The organism is Clostridium sp. MCC353 (genome assembly GCF_018785315.1).
In the GTDB taxonomy this organism is placed as follows: domain Bacteria; phylum Bacillota; class Clostridia; order Lachnospirales; family Lachnospiraceae; genus CHH4-2.
In genome coordinates this window covers 39,085-62,303 of sequence record NZ_WQPN01000164.1, presented here as the reverse complement: position 1 = coordinate 62,303, position 23,219 = coordinate 39,085, and the positions used below count along the sequence as shown (strand labels likewise).

The following is a 23,219-nucleotide window of genomic DNA, read 5'->3' as shown; positions in this document are numbered from 1 at the left end:
GGCCTGCCTGGAGGTTTGACGCCGGGCAGGCCTCCACCCCCGTCCGTCCCCATTCCCAGGATTCATGGCGTTACTTTCACGAATATGTTAAATAAAGATTAATCATTCCTCTTCAAAGCGCAGCGTCACAAACAGTGCCGCCGCAAAAAACACAATTCCCGTCACAAAATCCAGCGCCCGGAAACTGGCCCAGGGGATGCCGGATAAAATCACCATGGGTGAAGACAGCACCAGACCTAAAATCGCGCTGTACGTGACCGCTTCATACCGTTCAAACAGCCACAAAAGGACTTTCGCACATAAAAACATCCCCGTCAGGATCCCCAGCCCAAGAGGGATCAGCCTTTGGCTGCAGATCCATGCGCCCGCCAGATCGCCTGCGGCGGCAGCCCGTACAAATCCGTTGATTAAAGCCAGCAGAGGCCTGTAATACCCCAGCATCATGAAGATCATGGTTCCGCTCACTCCTGGCACAATCATGCTGAAAGCCCCTACGATTCCCAGTATGTACAGCACTGTGATCTGCTTTACATTCATTGTAAGAATCACATCCAACCCCTCTGTCCGTTCCATGCTGCCCATGAAAACAGCCAGCGCAAAAGCCGCAAATAAAATGAGGTAAGACGATTTTCTGCCGTCTTTTTTCACTGCCCTTCTGGCCACAGCAGGGATGCCGCCCAGAATCAGGCCAATAAATGTCAGATTTGTCTGAAGCGGCCAGACTTCAAACAGCCACTCAATCACAAAGGACAGCCCCAGCACTCCGGACACTGCGCCGATCACATAGGGCAGAAGCGTTTTTATGCTCTTTTTCGTATCTGTAAAAACCCGTGAAATCGCCCCCAGTATCTGGTCATAAACTCCCATGGAAACCGCCAGGGCGCTTCCGCTCACACCGGGCATAATGTTGGCCACGCCGATTATCATGCCTTTCAATACTTCGTTCAGATATTCCATCCCACTCCTCCAAACCCGGCCCATTTTCAGCATCCCGGTTTGGGTGCATAAAAATAAGGCATCTTATTGATGCCTTATTCTATGCGGAATTTCAGATATTATAACCTCTGGCTGCTAAATAATTTTTCAGCGTTTCCACCGTACCGTCAATTCCCAGCTTGGAAGTATTGATAATGATGTCGTAATTATCAAAATCCTCCCAGCTTCTGCCGGTATAATAACGGTGATAATCCCGCCGTTCCTTATCAATCCTTTTTATATTCTTCAGCACATCCTTAGGTTCATACAGTTCTTTTTCCGTGATGCGGGCTATCCTGGCTTCCAGATCGGCATATAGGAACACTCTCACCAAACCATCCATGCCTTCCAGCACATATTCGGCGCAGCGCCCTATGATCACACAGGATTCCTCGGCAGCCAGCTTCTTAATCACAGCGGACTGGAACCGGAACAGGTTATCTGCGGTCACCAGATCGGATCCGTAAGATGGGGCCGCCTTTTCCGGGGTCAGACTGCTGATAATGCGGTAGAGCAGTTTATTCCCCGCCCTCTCATCGTTCAGATGGAAATAGCTTTCCTTTATCCCGCTCTCATCGGAATCCATCCGCAGAATGTTCTTATCATAGAAATCCACGTCAAGTTCCTTTGCAAGTTTCTTTCCGACTTCCCGTCCTCCGCTGCCATACTGCCTGCCAATGGTAATAATCAATTTCTTATCATCCATAATTTTCCTCCATGCCGGAGCGTTTTTGCGCAAATGCTGCGCTGCGCAGGCACGCGCTGGGAATTTCAGATTCTCAGCTGCGCTTCAAATTCGTGGCTTCAGCACAAATTTGGGTGTAAAAAATAAGCCATCAGGATCATTTTTTACACTAGCCCCCTTCTCCGGTCCGCGTGAGAAACAACCGGTTACATAATAATTATACCATAAGCGCGATACAGAGGAAACATTTTCCATAAAAGAATAGGTCGGATAAAGAAAAGGCAGAAGCCGGTTCTAAAACTGTCATGCATATACGATAAACGTATTATACCCGTAATCTCTCAAAGCTTTTTCCATCTGAGCCGCATTGTCCAGACTGAGGAACGCTCCCACCCTCACCTTATAGAAGTCGTCTTCATATACGAGAAATGCAGGGAAGCCCTCAGACTGAAGCTGTTCAAGCATCTGGTCTGCCAGCTCCCTGTTTCTGAAGGCTCCGGTCTGGATCTGATAATATTCCGGCGGCGCGGCTTCCTCTTCTTCTATGGTTTTCATAATACCGGCCGCAACCGCTTTCGCGATATCGTCAAACCTGCGGTCAAAGAAACGGTTATCCGCCTCATTGTCAATGAAGCCCACTTCCACTAAAACCGACGGCATTTTCGTCCGGCGGAGGATGACCAGGCCGGGCCTCTCAATGATTCCCAGGTTGGAAAATCCCACCTCTTCCAGAGCCGAATTGATATTTTCCGCCAGCATGCGCGCTGCTCCGGCATTTTCAAAGACCAGGCTTTCCGCCCCTGATCCGGTGCCGGGCGCAGTCATTGCATTCCGGTGAAGGGATATAAAATAATCCGCTTCCGCCTTATTTGCCATTGCCGCTTTCTCAAATGGTGTATCATAGGTATCATCCACTCTTGTATACAAAACATTGACATCCTGATCCTGAAGCGCTTTTCCAACCGCCAATGCCAGGTTTAATGTATCATCCTTTTCTCTTCTGCCGTTATAGGAAGCGCCGGGATCGCTTCCACCGTGTCCGGCATCCAAAATTACACGTTTCCTTTTTGCCACTTATGCTGCTCCTTTCACATACTTCTATGGTAAAAGTTCAGACAGGTCTGAACTGTTACCTTCTATTTACTATTACTGTATGTGAAAGCCGGAAAATGTTGCCATTTACTGTTCCCTTACATCCACTCCCCGGGGCCCCACATGGGTGGAAAACACGATTTGAGTGCTGGTTTTTCCATATTTCTGGAGCTGTCCGATGAATATATCCAGCTCCATTGTGCTCTGAAATGCCACTTTAAGAAGCATGGAATAATCCCCTGTCACACAGCTGCATTCCAGCACGTTGGGAACATCACTGGCGTATGCGTAAAACTTAGGCTTATCTTCCGGGATCACATCCAGGTTAATAAAGGCTATGATATGATATCCCAGCTTCATGGGATCCACCACCGCATGGTATCCGGAGATAATCCCGTCCTTTTCCAGCTTTTCAATCCTGGCCGAAACTGCCGGAGAGGATAAAAATGTCTTCTCCGCGATTGTTTTCAATGACGTTCTAGCGTTATCCTGCAAAATTTTAAGTATTTTTCTATCGATATCATCCATACTGCCGTATCCTCCCATGAAAGAAAAAAAGCGTGCGAACCCACCCGGGTCCGAACGCTTTTGCTCGTTTCGCTTAATATTTTTCTAAAAATTAATATAACTGTTTCTTTTCCTGTTGTCAATCCTTATTTTTCTGAAGCCGTATTGAAATTTTATCATGAAGCTGCTATTTATGGCATTTCTATTTCACCACTGAACACTTCAACAGCCGGCCCGGTCATATAAACATGATTTGACGCTTTGTCCCATTCGATCATCAGACTGCCGCCCTTTAAAGCCACTTCCACCACCGGTTCCGTATATCCCATCAGGACACAGGCCACCGCGCTGGCGGTCGCTCCCGTCCCGCAGGCCCAGGTTTCTCCGCTTCCCCTCTCCCAGACCCGCATCCTGATATGGGTCCGGTCTATGAGCTGGACAAATTCAGAATTCACCCGGTCCGGAAAACGGGGATGATGTTCGAAAAATGGGCCGTCCTTTTCAAGATCCAGCGTTTCCGTATCTTCAACAAAATAGACGGCATGGGGATTGCCAACCGAAATGCCGGTAAACTCATATTCATTTCCACATACAGAAATTTTTTCCGGCAGTTCTGACGTCAGTTCCGGCACGCCCATATCCACCTTTACGCTGGTTACCCGGTCACCGTCTGTTGTCAGCTCCAATCGTTTGATTCCGCCTTTCGTCTCCACAAGGATCTCCTTTTTCCTGACAATCCCGTGGTCGTACACATATTTTCCCACACAGCGGATTCCATTTCCGCACATGGTCCCTTCGGAACCATCCTCATTAAACATGCGCATCCGGCAGTCCGCCAGATCGGAAGGGCAGATCAGAATCAGGCCGTCGGAACCGATGCCAAAATGGCGGTCGCTGACCATCACAGCCGTCTTTTCCGGTTCCTTTACCTCTTCTTCAAAACAATTGACATAGACATAGTCATTGCCGGTTCCCTGCATTTTAGTAAATTTCATATTCTCCTCATTTCTAACAGATCCTAAAGATTGATTAAACTTATCACCATATGGGCAGTTTCCACCATATTGGTTCCGCTGTCCATGCTGCACTTTTGTATGTATCTGTGCGCTTCTGCTTCAGTCATATTATTCCGTTCCATTAACAGCGCCTTGGCCTGTGCGATCAGGCGCGCCTCTTCCTCACTCCGCTCTTTCGGCTGCTGTCTCTGCTTTTTCCTGCGCCTGGTCTGGGCCTGAATCATCATTTCCAGCGTGCTCACAAGATCGTGAACTTTAAGCGGCATCGGAAGGCAGACGACCCCTTCCGGCTCATGTCCGGCCCATCTGCTGGGTGATGCAACCAACAACATCTCAAATCCCCCCGGGAGGCAGTCCTTCAGCTCCTGATACTGCATATCTTCGAACCGATATCCGCTGACTACGATCCCACTATTCAGACTATCTGCATAATTAAGCGCCTGCGCGCCGGATGTACAAACAGCGATTACTTGAAATCCACTTCTCATCAGTATATTTTTTATACTTTTCGCATCTTCCGGCTTTGAAAATGCTACTATCACATTGGTCACATTCTCACCTCCAAGTAATCGAAATCAAAAGAAACAGGCATGCTTAAAATTTATATAAGTATTCCCCGATTTCCCAATCCGTTACCTGGCTGCGGAAAATACGCCATTCCTCTTCTTTTGCTTCCAAATACTTGGTGTAAATGTGTCTGCCCAGCACCTCCTGGAAAAACGTATCTTCGCGGAAAGCGTCAATAGCCTCTCCCAGGGTTTCAGGGAGCTGTTCAATCCCTCTCTCCCTCCGCTCTTCTTCCGTCATGTCAAAAATATTCTCATTGACGCTGGCCGGAGGAACCATCTCCTTTTTAATTCCGTCCAGACCGGCAGCCAGACACGCCGCCAGCGCCAGATAGGGATTTACCGCGGAATCCGGGCTCCTTAACTCCAGCCTGGTGCTGGAACCTCTGGAACAGGGGATGCGGATCAACGGGCTGCGGTTGGAATTCGCCGACCAGGCGATATAAACCGGGGCGTCATATCCCGGCATCAGCCTCTTATAGGAATTAACCAGCGGATTGGTTAAAATGGCCATTCCCTTCATATGATACAGAACGCCTGCCAGGAACTGGTAAGCCGTTTTGCTCAGCCCCAACGCGTCATTCTTGTCCTCAAATATATTATTGCCGAATTCATCCGCCAAAGACATATTAACATGCATGCCGGAACCGTTCACACCTGCTTTTGGCTTAGGCATAAAGGTGGCATGAAGGCCGTGGCGCTTCGCTATGGTTTTTACCGCCATCTTAAATGTCATAATATTATCGGCAGTCACCAGGCATTCCGCATACTGGAAATCGATCTCATGCTGTGCGGGCGCAATCTCATGATGGGATGCCTCGATCTCAAACCCCATATCTTCCAGGTTCAGCACAATATCCCTGCGCACGTTTTCCGCCAGATCGATGGGCCCCACATCAAAATATCCGGCCATCTCATGGGTTTTTGTGGTGGGCCGCCCCTCTTCATCCGTGTGGAATAAAAAGAACTCGCATTCCGGCCCCACATGAAAGGTAAAGCCCATATCTTTGGCTTCCTTTATCACTTTTTTCAGCACATACCGGGGATCGCCTTCAAACGGGGTCTGGTTTGGCCGGTAAACATCACAGATAAACCGGGCGACTTTTCCCTGCTGGGGCCTCCATGGGAATACTTCAAAGGTGTCCAGATCAGGATACAGGTACATGTCGGATTCTTCGATCCTCACAAAGCCTTCAATGGCCGATCCGTCAAACATACATTTATTATCCAGGGCTTTTTTTAACTGGCTGACCGTTATGGCCACATTTTTAAGCATTCCGAAAATATCCGTAAACTGAAGCCGGATAAACTCCACATCCTCTTCCTCTACCATGCGGAAAATATCCTCTTTACTGTATTTGCTCATTCTTTCCTCCATCCCGCCGCTCAAGCAGCATTTTAATCAGCAGAATAACCTTAAATCAAAAAAGGGTGTTCAGTAAGGTCATTGATAAAACAATGACCTTAAATGTAACACCCTCGCTCCATGTGTAAAATATAACAGTTGATTTTTCATTTGTCAATAATTTCTCATAAAAATTGATAGCTTCCGGCGCGGCTGCGTAACAGCTCAGACAAGTCTGATCTGTTACGCAGCTCCTCATTCTCTACGCTGCCTTTTATAATTCAAAGCGCGGATCGCGTTTAGGATCGCCAGTACGGAAACGCCCACATCGCCGAACACCGCGGCCCACATGGAAGCATACCCGAACGCCACTAAAATCAGCACCAGAATCTTCACGCCGATGGCGAATATGATGTTCTGCTTTACGATTCCCATGGTCTTTCTGGCAATCTGTATAGCATCCACGATTTTGGACGGTTCATCGTTCATGATGACCACATCGGCAGCTTCCACTGCAGCGTCTGAACCGATTCCGCCCATGGCGATTCCCACATCGGCCCTGGCCAGTACAGGTGCGTCATTGATGCCGTCTCCCACAAAAGCAAGGGTCCCGCCGCTCTGCTCACGGTTTAACAGTTCTTCCACTTTATGAACCTTATCTCCCGGAAGCAGGCTTCCGAAGACTTGATTGATTCCCAGCTTATCCGCAACTGCTTTCCCCACTTCTTCCTTATCACCGGTCAGCATAACCAGATTTTTCACGCCCTGATGCCGAAGGCCTGCAAGCGCATCCGGCACATCCTCCCGGATCTTATCGGAAATGATAATGGCTCCCAGATATTCGCTGCCCCTTGCCAGATACAGGGTCGTGCCGATCAGGTTTTGGTGAACCGAAGCATTCACTCCCTGCTCCTTCATCATCGTCTGGTTGCCGATATAGATATCCTCTGTCCTGCCTTCCAGTTTCAGGACAGCATGAACTCCGCGGCCCGGAATCTCCTCTATGCTGTCGATGTCGTCCCCATTAACCGGCGCTCCATAGGCTTCTTTCACCGACAAGGCGATGGGATGATTGGAATAATATTCCCCCATGGCCGCTGTCTTTAATAACTCTTCTTTTGTAAGGGTCACAGGTTCCACTCCTGTCACCTCAAATTTACCTGTGGTCAGGGTTCCCGTCTTATCGAACACAACCGTATCCAGGGTTGAAACCGCCTCCAGATAGTTGCTGCCCTTCATCAGTATTCCATTTTTAGATGCTGCGCCCAACCCGCCGAAGAAACTTAAAGGTACTGAAATCACCAGCGCACAGGGACAGGAAACCACCAGGAAACTGCAGGCGCGGTAAACCCATACCGACCATTCCCCTCCCAGCAAAAGCGGCGGAATCACCGCCAGCGCAAGGGCCAGAACCACCACGATGGGCGTATAAACTCTTGCAAACCTGGTGATAAACGCTTCTGCTTTCGCTTTTCTGGAGCTGGCGTTCTCCACCAGTTCCAGAATCTTGGCAACCGTGGAATCATCAAACAGCTTGGTGACTTTCACTTCCAGCACGCCGTTTAAATTGATGGAACCGCTGATAATATCGGCCCCTTCCCCAACTTCAACCGGCATGGATTCCCCTGTTAAAGCCTTGGTATCCAGGCTGGAACTGCCCTTTGTGATCACTCCGTCCAACGGGACTTTTTCTCCCGGTTTTATAACGATCAAGTCTCCGATCTCCACCTCATAGGGATCTACTTGTTCCTCCTTCCCGTCTCTGAGAAGGTTGGCATATTCCGGGTTGATATCCATCAGATCCGTAATGGACTTTCTGGATTTATTGACTGCGTAGTCGCTGAACAATTCGCCCACCTGGTAGAAAAGCATAACCGCTACGGCTTCCTCCAAAGACCCAACTGCAATGGCGCCAAATGTGGCGATTGTCATCAAAAAGTTTTCATCAAATATCTGTCCGCTTTTAATATTGCGCGCTGCTTTAAGCGGGATGTCATAGCCTGCCGACAGATAGGACAGAATAAATGGAATCCAGGCCAATGAACTCCTGTCCTCCATAACAAATCCTATAATCAAAAGCACCGCGCTGGCCAACAGGCGCACAACCATCTTTTTCTGTTTTTTCGTCATAATGTCCACCAATCCGTCTACCGTATTACCTTAAATTCTGCTTCCGGTTCAATCCTTCCAGCCAGCGCTCTGGCCGCGTCCACAATCCGTTCCTCTTCTCCGTCTTCCGTTTCAATCACCAGACGCTGTGTCATAAAGCTTAAACTGGCTGACTTCACTCCGTTTAACTTTTTAACGCCTTCTTCAATCTTAGCCGCACAGTTTGCACAGCATAATCCTTCTAACTTAATCACTTTTTTCATAAATAACCTCTTTCCCCGCTCTCTGCGGCTTCTATTATTCTTTCTCTATTCGTTAATATGTTCCATACCCTGGGCCAATATTGTCTGGATATGGCCGTCCGCCAGGCTGTAAAATACAGTTTTCCCATCTCTCCTGAATTTCACAAGGCGCATCTGCTTCAACACCCTCAACTGATGGGAAATGGCTGACTGCCCCATCTGAAGCAGGGTCGCAATATCGCACACACACATCTCCGACTGGCTCAGCACATATAAAATCTTAATTCTGGTGGAGTCGCCGAATATCTTAAAAAACTCCGCCAGGTTCATAAGCTGGCCTTCATCCGGCATCACCTTTACCACACGGTCCACAATCTCTTCATGGACATACATAAATTCACAGGAATCCGATTCAAAATCCAGATCATCTCTTCTATCCTCCGCCATACACTCCCTCGCTTTCATAATATATACGCAGCCGTTCAGGACGGCTTCTTGACCGGCTTTTCCATTCAAGAAGGTGAGCCGTTCTGAACAATTACATGGTTGCTTCAAATCATCATATGAATAACTGTTCATATGTTTATATTATCACATTTTTAAAATTTGTCAACAACATTTTCTATAAAAAAGAGCATAAAAAAAGCAGGAAACTGGAAGATACGGTTTCCCGTCTTCTGTCTCCTGCTTTTAAGCTGTTTTTCCTTTTAATCCCCATTTTAATCCCCGGACAGGCAATACCCCTGAAATATCCTAATTGCTCTCAACGGCCTTCCGCGATTCCACAATCCGTTTAAATGCCATAAAAAAGATAACGGTTGAAACCGCAGCGCCCAGAAAATCGGATAGCGGTTCCGTATAAAACACATTTGTGATCCCCAAATACGGCGGAATCAGAAATACTCCGGTAAAGAACACGATTTTTCGGAATGTGGACAGGGTAATCGCAACTTTGGAAATCCCCATTCCCGTAAATCCGTCCACAATGGTATATTGGGCGGCCAAAGGGATGATTCCCAGCGTATAAACTTTAATCGCCCACACCGTCAGGGAAATATACTCCTCGTTCCTGGTGAAAATCCGCACAAAATACTGAGGAACCGTCTGGGCAATGATGAACATAACCGTCGTAAACACAACCCCCAGCAAAAAGATATGCTTCTCCGCTTTTTTTATCCGGTCCGGCCTTCTGGCTCCGTAATTATATCCCAATATGGTCTGTGTCCCGCTGGTTATCCCTCCAAGGGGCATGGTGACCATCAGCATGAAACTCTGAACGATGGTAGCGCATGTCAGAAGCCTGTCCCCTTCCCCAACGCCGCCATACCGCTGGATTACGGTATTCAGCGATATAATCAGGATATTATCAAATGCGATGATGATAAACGGCGTCATGCCGATGACCAGCACCCGTTTAATGATATGCAGATCATATCCTCCAAAGGTGATTTTAATCGGTATCCGGTCACTGAACAAAAACCGGAGGACATAGGCGCAGGACGCCATCTGGGACAACACCGTTGCGACCGCGGCCCCCCGCACTCCCATGTTCATTGCGAATATAAAAACCGGGTCCAATATGATGTTGCTGACCGCGCCCAGCACCACGGATTTCATGCCCACCTTGGCAAATCCCTGGCAGATAATAAACTGGTTCATACCAGTGGACAGCAGGGCAAACCCGGTGCCCAGCAAATAAATGGTCAGATAATCATTGGCATAGCCAAAGGTGGTCTCGCTGGCGCCGAACCACATGAGAAGATGGCGTCTCATCATCATGGATCCAATGGTAATGGCCACTGCCAGCACAGAAAGGGTTAAAAAGCAGTTGGCCAGAATCTGCCTGGCCGCCCTGTCGTTTTTCTCCCCCAGCCGGATGCTCATCAACGGCGATCCTCCGATTCCCACAAGAAAAGCCACTGATGAGATCAGGGTCACAATTGGGCCGCAGATCCCCACACCGGCCAGAGCCACTTCCCCTATTTCTTTAATATTGCCTATGTACATTCTGTCTACAATGCTGTAAAAAACACTGACAAACTGAGCCAGCATGGATGGAAACGCCAGTCTCCATACCAGTTCACGCATATTGTCAGTGTCTAAGTTATTCTCCAGTTTCATCTTTGTCTGCCGTGCAGCCTGCAGAGACTTCTCCGTCCATGCAGGGCGATTGCACTCGTCCCCCTTATCCGCCCGAACGGCTGCTATTATCCTCTTCGGAATTCATCTATATCATGGACTAAAATCCTGATATTGTCAATCATAGAATCAAAAGCCCCGTGTTCATACAGGTTCAAAAATAACATTCCCACCGGAACCGCCAGAATCATGCCGGAAATTCCGCTGAATTTAAATCCAATATACAAAAAGAACAATGTCCACAGCGGAGGGACGCCCATGGTATCCCCTACGATTTTAGGCTGTATCACCTGGCGCACCACCTGGGTGAGCACATAGAGAAGGGCAAGCCCGGCCGCAAACGCATATTCTCCTGAAAGCAGTTTGACCACAGCCCAGGGAATCAGCGCCGTCCCTGTCCCAAACAGAGGCAGAAAATCCAAAAATGCAATCAAAAGAGCCAGTAAAAACGCATAATTCACGCCCAATACAAAGAATCCGGCGAATAGAATAAAAGCGACCACCAGCATGATCTTAGCCTGGGCGGCAAAATATCCCCCGATCAGGCGCTTGATATCATTTCTCAGCAGTGAAACATATTTCGAACTCCATTTAGGGGCGTATTTCTTCCAGAATTCCACGATCCTGTCCCGCTCTGCAATGAACATATAGGAAGATAAAATGGTGATAATGGAATTCACCAAAGCTCCCGGTATGCCCTTTGCCACGTTTCCGGCCATGGTCACGGTGGGCGATGCGATCTTCTGTACCGCCAGATTCAAATACTCTCCTATGTTCTCACTGAACTGGTTTAAAGTATCCTGTATGCCGTTTGGAAGGCGGATAAACAGATGATCCATCCGCAAAAAAGCCTGATGCAGTTCCTGGCTGGCCGTATCATACAGAGCGGGAAGATCCTTTATAAAACTCGCCCCCTCTACAATCAGCTTGGATATGACCAGATAAATGGCGCCGATCACCAGGGCCAGCACCGATACCACGATAAGGGCAGAACTCAGTTTCCTTACAATCCTCACCCTGTTTTCCAGAAAACGGACCAGCGGGTTGGCGATCATGGCTATAATCCATCCAATCACGAAAGGCATAAAAAATTTAAGCAGTTTAGGGCCCCAGAAGCAGACCAGATAGATCGTTATCATTGGAATTATAATGTTCAGCAGTACTCTGGCGTAATGTTTAACAGTCTCCATCTCATCATCCTGTTCCTATTGATATTATTCTTGTGACAACTTCTTTATCTCCATTATACAACACCTGACCCTCTTTTCAATGAAGAAAGCGTTACAAATTTATATAAATATTTTTGCATTTTGCAAAAGAGCACCTATACTCAGAAGTTCAGGCCGCTTTATGCCTGAATCCATAATTTCCTGTGGAGAAAAAGGGCCCGGCAGGCCCGGCTCCGTAAAGTGCCGGCCTTCCCGGCCCCCTTATCTTTCAGTTTGTTCCCTTATCTGTTTTTTAAATATTCTTCCAGGAACTGATACAGCTGTTCCATCTCCTCATCCGTTCCAATGCTGATCCTCAGATAATTATCCAGCCTGGGCTTGTTAAAATAGCGGACATAGATCTGCTCCTTCTTCAAAGCCTCAAACAATTCCCCGGCCGGGCACGTTTCATGGGCTGCAAATATAAAATTGGAATAAGAATCCGGGAAAGCAAATCCCAGCTCTTTTAAACGGATTTTAGCCCGTTCCCTGGTATCCGTCACCTTTTGAAGCGTTTGGCGGAAATAGACATCGTCCTTCACCGCTTCCGTCCCTAAAACCAGCGACGGCATATTCATGGTGTAGGAATTATAGGAATACTTCACATCATTCAACGCCTTAATCAAATCCGGATGTCCGATGGCAAATCCAATCCTCATTCCCGCCATGGATCTGGATTTGCTGAAGGTCTGAACCACCAGCAGGTTTTTGAACTCATCCAAAAGCTCCAGGGCGGATTGTCCTCCAAAATCAATATATGCTTCATCCACGATCACGATGACATCCTGATTATGGGAAATGATATCCCGCACTTCATCAAGAGGCATTAGAACTCCCGTGGGCGCATTGGGATTCGGAAATACAATCCCTCCATTTTCCCTGTAATAGTCTTCCTTTACAATGCAAAACTCTTCGTCCAAAGGTATGGTTTCATAAGGGATACGGAACAAATCCGCCCACACATCATAGAAAGAGTAGGTGATATCAGGAAACAGCACCGGCTTTTTCGAATTAAAAAACGTAAGAAAAGCCATAGCCAGCACATCATCGGAACCCACCCCTGTAAAAACCTGGTCCGGGTTTACATGATAATAACCGGCCAGCGCTTCCACCAGAACGGAACAGGCCGGATCCGGATATTTGCGGAAACGGTCATAATCCATCTCTTTCAGGGCTTTTAAAACCCCGGGAGCCGGCGGATATGGGTTTTCATTGGTATTTAATTTTATCAGTTTATCTCCTTTGGGCTGGTCTCCCGGCACATATGGAACCACCCTTCGGATATTAGCTTCCCAGGCACTCATCGGCCGCCTCCTAACCTATAATCCGTATTCTTCCGCTACCTTCCTGAATGCAGGCAGGGAACGTTCAATCCGGTCATAAGATACGCAATAGGCAATTCTCACATAACCCGGACACGCAAAAGAACTGCCGGGAACCACTAATACATTGTGCTTCTTACACACTTCACAGAACTCTTTTTCATCCGGTACCGGGGATTTTACAAACAGATAGAACGCCCCTTCCGGTTTGATGCATTCAAAACCGCAGTCCTTTAATCCATTGTACAGCAAATTGCGGTTTCTATCATAAGCGGCCAAATCCACCTCCGCGTCCACACAGCGCATGATCACCCTCTGCATCAGGGAAGGCGCGTTGACAGAACCCAGCACCCGGTTTGCGATGGTAGCAGCGGCAAACACTTCCCCGCTGTCCGTCAGTTCATCCGGAATCACCAGATATCCGATTCTCTCTCCCGGCAGGGAAAGGGACTTGCTGTATGAATAACAGATCACCGTATTGTGATAGTACTTGGTCACATAGGGAACTTCCACTCCGTCATAGGCCAGCTCTCTGTAAGGCTCGTCTGAAATCAGGAATATCGGATGTCCGGTCTCCTTTTCCTTACGGTCCAGAATCTCACCGATCTTCGTTAATGTTGCGGCGGAATATACCACGCCGGTGGGATTATTGGGCGTATTGATGATGACTGCTTTGGTCTTTTCATTAATTTTCTCTTCAAATTCGGCCAGATTGGGCTGAAATGTCTCCGTATCAGGAGAAACAACAACCAGCTCCCCATCATAATTTCTCGTATAGCTGCCATATTCCACAAAATAAGGAGCGAATGCGATCACCTGGTCCCCGGGATTCAAAACCGTCTTTAAAATGATATTGAGGCCGCTGGCCGCTCCTACCGTCATGATAATATTATTCAAATGAAACGCAGTCCCGAACCTGCGGTTTAAGGAATCCGCAATGGCCGTCCTCACGTCTTCAAATCCGGCATTGCTCATGTAGCCATGGACAAATGTAGAATCTTCCTCATTTAAAATATCAATAATCGCCTGTTTTACGCATTCCGGGGCCGGAACGTTGGGATTGCCCAGACTGAAATCGTAAACGTTCTCCGCACCATAGATGCCGGCCAGACGCTTTCCTTCTTCAAACATCGCCCGGATAGCAGAATTGTTCTGCACCAGTGGTTTCATCTTTTCTGAAATCATGATCTATCTTCCTCCTCTTAAATTCTTTATTGTTCCCTATCATACCACTCAGTTTACCGGCCGTCCAGCCTTTTTCACGTTTAATGGCCTTTCCAGGAACAGTACAGCCCAATGGCCGCCGTCATCGCCAGATAGAACCAGGTTGCCGGATTGCTGAACCATGTGGTAAAGAAAGACAGCATCATATAAGCCGCCATCTGGGAATACAGCAGATAGCCAGCCGGATTCTTCATCCTGGGTATGGCCTTCATCAGCAGATACGCGGCCAGGCCCAAAAGACAGGAAAACAGCAGGACCCCCAGGATTCCAAAGTCATAATAGGAATCGTAGAACAGGGTCACCGTAGTCAGCTCCGCTTTATCCACATAAATCGGAAAATTCACCAGGGACGGGACAAGGAATTTCAGGCCGGTCAATGCCCATACCGGAAACAGCATTTTAAGCCCCCAGGTATGCTCCGGCAGAAGTTCCACCAGGCAGTTAAAATTCTCATAATTATTGGCGATGTACATATAGGGCTGTGTGACAAAAATAGGCATGCTGCTGTTTTTCATCTCAAAAATCCCGTTTAAATATGCCACATCATGGCTTCTGGCTATGGTCAGAAGCACATAGAGAGGCACCATCAAAACCACCAGAACCACTCCATGGATCAGACGGAACCTGCCCTGGATGGATATATATGTGAAAACAGCCAGCGCAACCGCTAAAATCAACTGGAATCTGGACACGCATAAGATGGGAATCAACAGGGAAATCACCGTCATGGTCCAGATCGCGATGCATTTTTTCCGCTCCGCCCTGCCCCGCTCTCCCATAAAATAGATGACCGTTAAAGCGGGAACCAGCACGCAGGACACGGTAAAGTAATGCACCCCGGTTATATGGAATTCAGAATAAGCATGGGGAACCCCCCTGAGAAAAAACGGGATGTATCCCAGCACCACAGCTTCAAACAGAAATGCCGCCGAAGACAGCACCGTAATCACAACCATACAGTCAAAGGTGGCAGCCCTCGCTCTCATAGTACGGTTTCTGTAGGTAATCCGTTCTCTGTATCTCCGTCTTTTCTTGTCTAAAATCTCATAAGTAATCCAAAATCCTGCAAAGGCCGCTAAAAAGCAGGCCCACGTTTCAAAAGCCCAGTCCGTCTGCAACGAACTGAGCTTTAAACAGGAAATCCCCTGTCCGCCAACCCAGAACAGGGAAAACAAAGCCCTCAGATGTATCAGATTGCCCGTCCGCCTGTAATCCAAGGCATAGAGGAACAGCGCTGCTGCCATCAGCGCTGCCCCTGACATATAGTAATGTCCGCTCCTTGACAAAATAAAGCTTGCAACGTAACAAATCAGATATACTATCATACTGCCTTTATCCTTTATATTATTTGCTGACAAATTCTGTCATAAATTCTTCTACTTCTTTTGCGGTTGCAAAGCTCATGGCTTTGTCCGCAACAGCCTTTAATTCTTCCATGCTGTAATTGCTGATCAGCTTTCTGGCTCTCAGCACAGAAGACGCGCTCATGCTGAACTCATTCAGGCCAAATGCCAGCAGCAGCGGGATCATCATCGGATCTCCGGCCGCTTCACCGCACATGCCCACCATGATACCGGCTTCTCTGGCGCAGCTGATCACATGTTTAATGCTTCTAAGTACTGCCGGGTTAAAGGTGGAATAGAGGTAGGATACTTTATCATTTCCACGGTCAACCGACATGGTATACTGGGTCAGATCATTGGTTCCTATGCTGAAGAAATCCACTTCTTTGGCAAATACATCCGCCATGAGAGAGGCTGCGGCAGTTTCCACCATAATGCCCACCTGGATTTCTTTATTATAAGCAATATTCTGGCTGTCCAGTTCCGCTTTCAGTTCTTCGATCAGGCCCTTGGCCTCTCTGTATTCATCGATACAGGTGACCATAGGAATCATGATCTTAATATTTCCAAATGCGCTTGCACGCAGAAGGGCGCGCAGCTGGGGTTTATAAATATCCTCTTTCCTGTCCAGGCAGAAACGGATCGCGCGGTATCCCAGGAATGGGTTTTCATCCTTTTCAAGCCCCATATACGGAATCTCTTTGTCACCGCCGATATCCAGGGTGCGGATGATAACCGGTTTTCCCTGAAGGGCTGCCGCCACCTTCTTATATGCGTCAAACTGCTCTTCCTCCGTAGGCATGGCGTTCCTGTCCATAAAGAGGAACTCGGTACGGAACAGGCCCACGCCTTCCGCATCATACTGGAGCACCTTATCCACATCCTCCGGACGTCCGATATTGGCCACCACTTCAACAGTGACGCCGTCCTTTGTTACCGTAGGTTTCCCGATGTAGCATTCCAGTTCCTTCTTCTCTTTTTTGAATATCTCGCCTTTTGCAGCATATTCTGCGACTACGGATTCTTCCGGATTCACGTATACGCATCCTTCTGATCCGTCCAGCACGATCTGATCCCCATCCTTAATCTGCTCCATGATGCCGTTTACCGCCACAACAGCAGGAATTTCCAGGGCCCGGGCCAAAATTGCGCTGTGTGAAGTCTTTCCGCCCAGCTCTGTTACAATACCTGTTACATGATCCGGATTGATTCCCGCCGTCATAGAAGGGGTCAAATCCCTGGCAACCAAAATGCTTCCTGCGGGCAGGGCTGAAATATCAACCGCTTTAATCCCTTTTAAAACCATCTGCATCCTGGTCTTAATATCTCTCATATCGGTGGCTCTCTGCTGCATCAGCTCATCGTCCATGGACGCGAACATATCCGCATACATATTGCATACCGTTTCGATGGCAAATTCGCTGCAAACACTCTCCCCTGTGATCGCATTCTCAATTTCACCGGTCAGCATCGGATCGGAAAGAAGCATCAGATGTCCGTTCATGATCTCCGCTTCCTGCTCCCCTACCCTGGTAGCCAGATCAGCCGCCAGCTCGCTTGTTTCCTTCATGGTCTGGTCAAGCGCCCCCTTAAAACGCAAAACCTCCGCGGCGGTGTCCGCCACTTTATCCGGTGTGATTACCAGTTCCTGTTCTTTGATAATGGCAGCTTTACCGATGCCAATACCTTCTGATGCATTAGTTCCCTTATACATAATGCGTCCTCCTTATTAATTATATATTTATTGAAAGCTACTCTCCAAGGCCGTCTTCTACTGCCTTAATCATAGCCGCCAATGCCTCCTCTTCGTCCTCGCCGTCGCATACGAATTCGATTTCATCGCCATTCTTCACACATGCTCCAAGGACGCTCAGAACGCTTTTCGCGTTGCTGGTGCTGTTTCTGAATTTAAAGTTAACGGAACTTTTAAACTGCATGGCCTCCTTGCACAGGATGCCTGCCGGTCTTAAATGAAGCCCTGTAGGATTTTTAATTGTCACTTTTGCACTTACCATAGGTTTTTCCCCCAATCCTCTATCTGATTCTAATATGTTACTGCCCTTCGCTTTGAGATTCTGTGGTCTCAGTTTCAGAGCTTCCTTCCGATGTCTCCCCTTCTGACGGTTCCTCGTCATTTTTGGAAGAGACAGTGATTTCAAATTCACTGTAGGACATCACCTCATAGGCAGTTCCCACCTGGAAGGATAAAATTCCCTCATTCGTTCCGTCCACTAAATTCTCCAGATTCAGCGACGCATGAAGGTCAGCCGCCGTCAGGCTGTCCAAATCTTCCGACAGCCCCCGGACGGCAACATCCAAATACGTTCTGCTGTACACATAAATCTTATCTTCCGATTCACCGGTCTTCTCCACCTCCGCAAGGTCGAGCCTGATGTTCCGGCTCTGCAGCGCTTCCACTTTAAGCGTAATGGTGACCGTCTTGTTATCTCCAATCATGGTAATTCCTTCCGGCAGATACTTAGTCAGATCCACCTCAACCGTCTTGTCCGACGTAAGCCCTGTAATATCCAGCTCTTCCTTTGGAATTATCAATGTGCTGTAGGATGCCAGTGCGGATTTCAGGCCCACTACCGACACGCTGTTCAGCGAGCACTCCACTCCTGTATATTTATATCCTTCCGCCACTTCGCCCTGGATTTCAAAATCCAGATTCAGGTTTTTCACCTTTAAGATGGGCACCTGGTAGGATATCGCATTCTGGTTCAGTGTAACTTTCTCTCCCAACTCCAGTTCTTTGCCGTTGGCATCATAGAGAACCGGCGCGGCAGTTCCTTCCACGTCTGCATTGGCGTTGTCAATTTCGATCGGAATACCTACGGAACTGATCTGTCCGATCAGGGATTCCGGCCCTCTGACGTATACATAATCCGGATTCAAAACGGCCGATCCGACCGCGTATCCGTCTTCCTGGGTTCCTGTCACATTGGGCTCTAAATCAAATCTCTTTCTCTGGATTCCCTCTGTTTCAACCCTGATAACCATGGGGTTGGTTGTGGGCGTCCCTTCCAGCAACGATCTGGCGCCCTCGTTGGTCACTTCTATTTTCAGCGGTATAGACCCTGTCACATCATAGAGTTCGGCCAGATCGGCATAAACGTGAAAATCCGATGTGGATATCTTATATGCGTCCCTCGTCCTCACTTCATAGGAAACCGTTACTTTGCTTTTTCCCACGATCTCGTAAGTGAGCTGTTTCGCGGAAAGCACCTCTTCATTGATTACATCCACTGTGACTTCCTTGCTTCTCTGAACCACAGGGTTGGAAACATTTACCACGATCAGCCATACGAAGAAGGCCAGAAATATGGAGAGAACTTTTAAGCCCAGATTATTTGTCAGCCTTTCTTTCATTCTTCAGCCTTCCCTTCCAAATCTTAAATCTACTGCTGCTCTCTTCCTGCTGTTCGATTCCGGCCAATGCCTTTCTCAGCACTTCGGCATCGTTAATCCGCCTCAGCTCCCCGCCTTCGGCCAGGCTCACCCTTCCTGTCTCTTCCGACACGACGATGGTTAAGCTGTCCGTCACTTCACTGACGCCAACGGCAGCCCTGTGCCTGGTGCCCAGCGCTTTGCTGATGCTGGTGTTGTCCGATAAAGGCAGGTAACAGGTAGCAGCCACGATCCTGTTGCCCCGGATCACCACGGCTCCGTCATGAAGGGGCGTGTTGTGCTCAAAAATATTGATCAGAAGCTGGCTGGTAATCAGTCCGTTGATCTCGATTCCCGTACGTTCGATCTCCTTTAAAGAAACACCCCGTTCAATCACCATCAGAGCGCCCGTTTTCACTTTTGCCAGTTCAAACGTGGCCTTTACAAGCTCATTCACCGTTTTTTCCGTAAAGCCCAAATCAGCCTTTCCGTCGTCAAAGGACAAAATGCCGGTGATCAGATTCTTGCTCCCAAGCTGTTCCAATGCCTTACGGAGTTCCGGCTGAAATATAATAATCAGAGCAGTTGTCGCTATTGTCGCTGTCTTTTCCAGTATCCACAAAATCGTATCCAGTCTCAACACGGCAGCAAACAAGGTAAACGCCATTATAACAACCAGACCCTTTAACAGTGTCCACGCTCTTGTATTTTTTATCCAAAAAAGCACTTCGTAAACCAGAAATGCTATAATTGCAATCTCCAGAAAATTCGTCTTGGTAATCCTTGGCAGAAACGACAGCCAGGAATACAAGACGCTTACAAGATCCGCCATGTTTTCACCTCCCATTAAACTGCTTTATCACGGCAATCCGGCTATCTGCCGCCTTTCATATTCTTTCTGGTATTTATCTTCTGTACCTTAACGTCCGGCGCGCTGACCGCGATCTTAGGCACAGCCTTTACATAATAGTAATAATCATCATCTTCAAACTGTATATATTCCGTCCTGCTGTAATCCACGGCAAATACAAAGAAGTCATAAATCCCCGCAATAATTACGGAAATCACAACCCCTGTCAGAAGCTGTCCCATGGGAACGGATACATTAAACAGAAAATCCCCCACAAAGATAGCGGCAAGCTGGGCAACTGTTCCGGCTATGATCGCTATCATCCATGCATAATCCATGGAAAGGTTTTTAATCAGGTATACTACCAGGACGCCCACCGCGCACGCGCAGATCATCACTACCATGAGCTGGTTGGAAACCAGGCTCTTTATGATCTGGATGTACTTCTGGGTGATATCCATGGACGCATCATTGGTCAAAACACCGGCATTCTGCTTCACATACAAAAATACGTAATAGATAAAAACGCCGCAGCTTATGGGTATGATGGAAATCAGGCTCCCCGACAGCCCCACCAAAAGCGGAATGACGTAAGGAATCTTGAATAAAAACATCAGAGGGGTGAGAATCAGCAGATAGCTGTCCCCCGGCTGAAACCCATAATATAAAATGCCGATGACCACAAAAAACACCATTATGATCAGCGCGATCTCCATGGACACGCTGTACACATGCGCCAGCATAAACAGGGCCGCTAAAAGTGAAATCGCCCCATAGGGCAGGAATGCGCACACAAGGCCCAATAGGAACGGTATCATCGGCGTTTTCAGTTTAGCCATAAATCCGATATTCTGATTCATCACATAAAACGTGACGAAAGCCAGAACAAACTTTATCACCGGATAAAAATAGATATCATATTTTGCATAAAAAGCTTTCAGCCGTTCTTTCATTACGAGTAGACCCATCATAACCGTCCGCCCTCCTTTGCCAGTTCCTTGCTCTTACTCTGAAATTCGTACCGCTTATTCAGGCGTTTCAGTTTTGCCACATAGACCTTTTGACCGCGCACCGCATAGCTGTATTTTTTAGAATACACGACAAATGTGATAAAAAGGTAGAGGACAAGGCCGCCTGCATACAAAAACAGAAGATTCTTCCCGGTTTCCACCAGTTCATCCAGGTTTAAGGAATTCAGTAACTGCTCCAGATTATAGAGCACCCAGACAACCAGAATCAGCATACTGCAAAACGTATAACCGAAAAATGAACGGATCATATGCCGTCCTACATAATCGCTTTTAAAATACAGGTTCGCAGGCGCAATCTTTTTGCCTTCCCGCTTTTCAAACATGGCGATGCCCGTCATTAATTTGATCTTGTCTTCATTCAGCATAGGTTTACTCCTCGTTATCCCATAACATATCACTTTAGTATAGCATATAATTTCCTGCTTGGCGAGACTCTGAATAAATTTTTATAATTTTGTAATTAAATGGTCTTAACGGCCTTTTCGGTCAAGAAAACAAGCCGCCGAAGCAGCGCAAAAAGAGACCACAATATATAGATATTATGGTCTCAATCCAACAGTTCCACTCTCCGGCTCCGGCATCTCCCGCCCCTTCATCCGCCGCCGGGAATGAAGATATTCACATGTTTTACCACTTGTCTTCTGCCAGCGGCAGAGGGTCAACGGTATCCGCCATGCGGTCCGCTAAAAGTTCCAGCATTCTCATCTTGATACCGGAATAGGCCGCCTCATTCCACAGATTTTGGAATTCATCGGGATCATTTTCCAGGTCATACAGTTCGCCCTCCTTCGACGTATGGAAGCGGGAAAGCTTGTAACGGCCGTCGTATACCATGGTTCCGTAAGCCTCAGGAGCGGTATGCCAGGGCATGGCTTCGTAATATTCGCTGTATACGCTGTCACGGTGGGCTAACGGAGGCGCGTCGCCGGTGAGAACGTCCGCCAGGGAGCGGCCCTGCACTCCCGCCTCGATCCGGCCGATACAGAATTCTTCGATTGTGGGAACCAGGTCGGTCAGTTCTGCCAGGGTGTTCAGCCGCGCGCCTTTCATGAAATGGCCTTTCCAGGACATAATCAGCGGAACATGCACCATTGCTTCATAGAAATAGGGCCCTTTCAAATAAATTCCGTGATCTCCCAGCATTTCCCCATGGTCTGAGGTGAAAATGACTATGGTATTGTCGATCTCCCCCGTCTCCTCTAAAACCTGCATCAGCCGTCCGAACTGGATATCGATCAGTTCCACCATGGCGTAATACGCGGCTTTTATCATCCGGTGGTCCTCGTCGTTCATCTCGTCAAAGCTGAAATGGTGAGGGGTGGATGTGTTGTTGTACGCGCTGGCATGGTCCTGTTTCTGGAAAATTGTTTTTTTATCCAATTCGCCCTGTAAATACCTGGGCAGCGGCAGTTTGTCCGCCCGGGCAAGATATTTTTCCAGAAGGCGTTTCGGCGGATCGAATGCATGATGCGGGTCGAAAATATTAATGTTGTAAAACCAGGGCGGACTGTTAAATTCCGGCATCTGGCGCTTTTCCTCAGCAAAGTAGCGGATGGAATCAATGGCCTGGTCGATGCACCATTTCGTAAAATGATCCTCTTCATCCATCCCGGTTTTTACATACCCCATCCGGTCGAAATCAGGGTACTGGTATTTTTTCCCCCGTTTAAACAGCCAATGGCTGTATTCATTCCCGCTCCAATAAGTTCCCCCGGATTCCGGCAGGCCGCAGTTGCCGATGCCGGAAGGGTTATGGGCCCAGTGGAATTCCGTAAACCCGTCGTCAATCCGTTTCTCATGGACCGGACAGGCCTTTGGGCCGCAGGGAGCCAGGTGAAGCTTGCCCGCCAGGGAACAATAATAGCCATGATCCGCGAGGACGCGGGAAACCAGCCTCTCATAAGGGGGCATGGACTGGCCGTTGGCGCGGCACCTGGTGGTTCTGGGATAGCGTCCGGTCAGGAAGGATGCGCGGCTGGGAGTGCAGACCGGCGACTGGCAGTAGCCCTTTTCAAACAGCACGCCTTCTGCCGCAAATTTGTCCAGATTCGGTGTATCAATATATGGATTTCCGTAACAGCCCAAAGTGTCGAATCTCTGCTGGTCCGTTACCACCAGCAGCACGTTAGGCCGTGTATTGCTGTATTTATTCATAAGTTCCTCCTTGTCCTGCTC

The 23,219-nt window shown here is 48.1% G+C and carries 22 protein-coding genes; all 22 read right to left on the bottom strand.

The window, feature by feature from the left end; genetic code table 11:
- Window positions 1–102: 102 nt before the first annotated feature.
- The 22 genes from GPL15_RS24970 to GPL15_RS24865 all read right to left on the bottom strand — a co-directional run bounded on the left by GPL15_RS24970 (window position 103) and on the right by GPL15_RS24865 (window position 23,198).
- The gene (locus GPL15_RS24970; protein ID WP_215701391.1) at window positions 103–957 is read right to left on the bottom strand and encodes a DUF368 domain-containing protein; all 855 of its coding nucleotides are present in this window, start codon (window positions 955–957) and stop codon (window positions 103–105) included.
- 91 nt (window positions 958–1,048) lie between these two features.
- Window positions 1,049–1,681, bottom strand: a complete 633-nt coding sequence (locus tag GPL15_RS24965) for a cytidylate kinase-like family protein (RefSeq protein ID WP_252198613.1) — start codon at window positions 1,679–1,681, stop codon at window positions 1,049–1,051.
- 282 nt (window positions 1,682–1,963) lie between these two features.
- Window positions 1,964–2,734: an N-acetylmuramoyl-L-alanine amidase gene (locus GPL15_RS24960; protein WP_215701390.1), complete on the bottom strand. Its 771-nt coding sequence runs from the start codon at window positions 2,732–2,734 to the stop codon at window positions 1,964–1,966.
- 105 nt (window positions 2,735–2,839) lie between these two features.
- A complete protein-coding gene (locus tag GPL15_RS24955) occupies window positions 2,840–3,280 on the bottom strand; it encodes an Lrp/AsnC family transcriptional regulator (RefSeq protein WP_215701389.1) in 441 nt (146 codons plus the stop codon).
- Between the two features lie 170 nt (window positions 3,281–3,450).
- Window positions 3,451–4,254, bottom strand: coding sequence for a diaminopimelate epimerase (gene dapF, locus GPL15_RS24950; RefSeq protein WP_215701388.1), 804 nt, complete (start codon window positions 4,252–4,254; stop codon window positions 3,451–3,453).
- Window positions 4,255–4,277: 23 nt separating this feature from the next.
- Window positions 4,278–4,826, bottom strand: coding sequence for an ANTAR domain-containing protein (locus tag GPL15_RS24945; protein WP_215701387.1), 549 nt, complete (start codon window positions 4,824–4,826; stop codon window positions 4,278–4,280).
- Between the two features lie 43 nt (window positions 4,827–4,869).
- Window positions 4,870–6,207 carry a type I glutamate--ammonia ligase gene (gene glnA, locus GPL15_RS24940; RefSeq protein ID WP_215701386.1) on the bottom strand — a complete coding sequence of 446 codons (1,338 nt, stop codon included), beginning with the start codon at window positions 6,205–6,207 and terminating at the stop codon, window positions 4,870–4,872.
- A gap of 234 nt (window positions 6,208–6,441) precedes the next feature.
- Window positions 6,442–8,316: a heavy metal translocating P-type ATPase gene (locus GPL15_RS24935; protein ID WP_215701385.1), complete on the bottom strand. Its 1,875-nt coding sequence runs from the start codon at window positions 8,314–8,316 to the stop codon at window positions 6,442–6,444.
- 17 nt (window positions 8,317–8,333) lie between these two features.
- Window positions 8,334–8,558 carry a cation transporter gene (locus GPL15_RS24930; RefSeq protein WP_215701384.1) on the bottom strand — a complete coding sequence of 75 codons (225 nt, stop codon included), beginning with the start codon at window positions 8,556–8,558 and terminating at the stop codon, window positions 8,334–8,336.
- Window positions 8,559–8,603: 45 nt separating this feature from the next.
- The gene (locus tag GPL15_RS24925; protein WP_215701383.1) at window positions 8,604–8,984 is read right to left on the bottom strand and encodes a metalloregulator ArsR/SmtB family transcription factor; all 381 of its coding nucleotides are present in this window, start codon (window positions 8,982–8,984) and stop codon (window positions 8,604–8,606) included.
- A gap of 306 nt (window positions 8,985–9,290) precedes the next feature.
- The gene (locus GPL15_RS24920) at window positions 9,291–10,658 is read right to left on the bottom strand and encodes an MATE family efflux transporter (RefSeq protein WP_215701382.1); all 1,368 of its coding nucleotides are present in this window, start codon (window positions 10,656–10,658) and stop codon (window positions 9,291–9,293) included.
- Window positions 10,659–10,744: 86 nt separating this feature from the next.
- On the bottom strand, window positions 10,745–11,866 hold the full coding sequence (gene ytvI, locus GPL15_RS24915; RefSeq protein ID WP_215701381.1) for a sporulation integral membrane protein YtvI: 1,122 nt from the start codon (window positions 11,864–11,866) through the stop codon (window positions 10,745–10,747).
- Between the two features lie 260 nt (window positions 11,867–12,126).
- Window positions 12,127–13,188, bottom strand: a complete 1,062-nt coding sequence (gene hisC, locus GPL15_RS24910; protein ID WP_215701380.1) for a histidinol-phosphate transaminase — start codon at window positions 13,186–13,188, stop codon at window positions 12,127–12,129.
- A 15-nt stretch (window positions 13,189–13,203) separates the two neighbouring features.
- Window positions 13,204–14,391, bottom strand: coding sequence for a pyridoxal phosphate-dependent aminotransferase (locus GPL15_RS24905; RefSeq protein ID WP_215701379.1), 1,188 nt, complete (start codon window positions 14,389–14,391; stop codon window positions 13,204–13,206).
- An 80-nt stretch (window positions 14,392–14,471) separates the two neighbouring features.
- The gene (locus tag GPL15_RS24900) at window positions 14,472–15,755 is read right to left on the bottom strand and encodes an O-antigen polymerase (RefSeq protein ID WP_215701378.1); all 1,284 of its coding nucleotides are present in this window, start codon (window positions 15,753–15,755) and stop codon (window positions 14,472–14,474) included.
- 19 nt (window positions 15,756–15,774) lie between these two features.
- Window positions 15,775–17,487, bottom strand: coding sequence for a phosphoenolpyruvate--protein phosphotransferase (gene ptsP, locus GPL15_RS24895; RefSeq protein WP_215701377.1), 1,713 nt, complete (start codon window positions 17,485–17,487; stop codon window positions 15,775–15,777).
- A gap of 37 nt (window positions 17,488–17,524) precedes the next feature.
- Window positions 17,525–17,788, bottom strand: a complete 264-nt coding sequence (locus GPL15_RS24890) for an HPr family phosphocarrier protein (protein ID WP_215701376.1) — start codon at window positions 17,786–17,788, stop codon at window positions 17,525–17,527.
- Between the two features lie 37 nt (window positions 17,789–17,825).
- Complete coding sequence (locus tag GPL15_RS24885) at window positions 17,826–19,145, bottom strand: CdaR family protein (RefSeq protein ID WP_215701375.1); 1,320 nt, start codon at window positions 19,143–19,145, stop codon at window positions 17,826–17,828.
- A complete protein-coding gene (gene cdaA, locus GPL15_RS24880; RefSeq protein ID WP_215701374.1) occupies window positions 19,123–19,995 on the bottom strand; it encodes a diadenylate cyclase CdaA in 873 nt (290 codons plus the stop codon). The genes GPL15_RS24885 and cdaA overlap by 23 nt, the downstream gene beginning before the upstream one ends.
- 41 nt (window positions 19,996–20,036) lie before the next feature.
- Window positions 20,037–20,984: an ABC transporter permease gene (locus GPL15_RS24875; protein WP_215701373.1), complete on the bottom strand. Its 948-nt coding sequence runs from the start codon at window positions 20,982–20,984 to the stop codon at window positions 20,037–20,039.
- The gene (locus GPL15_RS24870) at window positions 20,981–21,409 is read right to left on the bottom strand and encodes a hypothetical protein (protein ID WP_215701372.1); all 429 of its coding nucleotides are present in this window, start codon (window positions 21,407–21,409) and stop codon (window positions 20,981–20,983) included. Before GPL15_RS24870 ends, GPL15_RS24875 begins: the two co-directional genes overlap by 4 nt.
- 262 nt (window positions 21,410–21,671) lie before the next feature.
- Window positions 21,672–23,198, bottom strand: a complete 1,527-nt coding sequence (locus GPL15_RS24865; RefSeq protein WP_215701371.1) for a sulfatase-like hydrolase/transferase — start codon at window positions 23,196–23,198, stop codon at window positions 21,672–21,674.
- Window positions 23,199–23,219 lie beyond the last annotated feature (21 nt).

Excerpts from the sequence above, each read along its gene's own strand:
- GPL15_RS24875 (WP_215701373.1), bottom strand. The coding sequence starts at position 20,984 with ATGATGGGTCTACTCGTAATGAAAGAACGGCTGAAAGCTTTTTATGCA.
- GPL15_RS24905 (WP_215701379.1), bottom strand. The coding sequence starts at position 14,391 with ATGATTTCAGAAAAGATGAAACCACTGGTGCAGAACAATTCTGCTATC.
- dapF (WP_215701388.1), bottom strand. The coding sequence starts at position 4,254 with ATGAAATTTACTAAAATGCAGGGAACCGGCAATGACTATGTCTATGTC.
- glnA (WP_215701386.1), bottom strand. The coding sequence starts at position 6,207 with ATGAGCAAATACAGTAAAGAGGATATTTTCCGCATGGTAGAGGAAGAG.
- GPL15_RS24885 (WP_215701375.1), bottom strand. The coding sequence starts at position 19,145 with ATGAAAGAAAGGCTGACAAATAATCTGGGCTTAAAAGTTCTCTCCATA.
- hisC (WP_215701380.1), bottom strand. The coding sequence starts at position 13,188 with ATGAGTGCCTGGGAAGCTAATATCCGAAGGGTGGTTCCATATGTGCCG.
- GPL15_RS24900 (WP_215701378.1), bottom strand. The coding sequence starts at position 15,755 with ATGATAGTATATCTGATTTGTTACGTTGCAAGCTTTATTTTGTCAAGG.
- GPL15_RS24935 (WP_215701385.1), bottom strand. The coding sequence starts at position 8,316 with ATGACGAAAAAACAGAAAAAGATGGTTGTGCGCCTGTTGGCCAGCGCG.
- GPL15_RS24865 (WP_215701371.1), bottom strand. The coding sequence starts at position 23,198 with ATGAATAAATACAGCAATACACGGCCTAACGTGCTGCTGGTGGTAACG.
- GPL15_RS24920 (WP_215701382.1), bottom strand. The coding sequence starts at position 10,658 with ATGAAACTGGAGAATAACTTAGACACTGACAATATGCGTGAACTGGTA.
- GPL15_RS24955 (WP_215701389.1), bottom strand. The coding sequence starts at position 3,280 with ATGGATGATATCGATAGAAAAATACTTAAAATTTTGCAGGATAACGCT.
- GPL15_RS24970 (WP_215701391.1), bottom strand. The coding sequence starts at position 957 with ATGGAATATCTGAACGAAGTATTGAAAGGCATGATAATCGGCGTGGCC.
- ptsP (WP_215701377.1), bottom strand. The coding sequence starts at position 17,487 with ATGTATAAGGGAACTAATGCATCAGAAGGTATTGGCATCGGTAAAGCT.
- GPL15_RS24965 (WP_252198613.1), bottom strand. The coding sequence starts at position 1,681 with ATGGATGATAAGAAATTGATTATTACCATTGGCAGGCAGTATGGCAGC.
- GPL15_RS24925 (WP_215701383.1), bottom strand. The coding sequence starts at position 8,984 with ATGGCGGAGGATAGAAGAGATGATCTGGATTTTGAATCGGATTCCTGT.
- GPL15_RS24890 (WP_215701376.1), bottom strand. The coding sequence starts at position 17,788 with ATGGTAAGTGCAAAAGTGACAATTAAAAATCCTACAGGGCTTCATTTA.
- cdaA (WP_215701374.1), bottom strand. The coding sequence starts at position 19,995 with ATGGCGGATCTTGTAAGCGTCTTGTATTCCTGGCTGTCGTTTCTGCCA.
- GPL15_RS24930 (WP_215701384.1), bottom strand. The coding sequence starts at position 8,558 with ATGAAAAAAGTGATTAAGTTAGAAGGATTATGCTGTGCAAACTGTGCG.
- GPL15_RS24870 (WP_215701372.1), bottom strand. The coding sequence starts at position 21,409 with ATGCTGAATGAAGACAAGATCAAATTAATGACGGGCATCGCCATGTTT.
- ytvI (WP_215701381.1), bottom strand. The coding sequence starts at position 11,866 with ATGGAGACTGTTAAACATTACGCCAGAGTACTGCTGAACATTATAATT.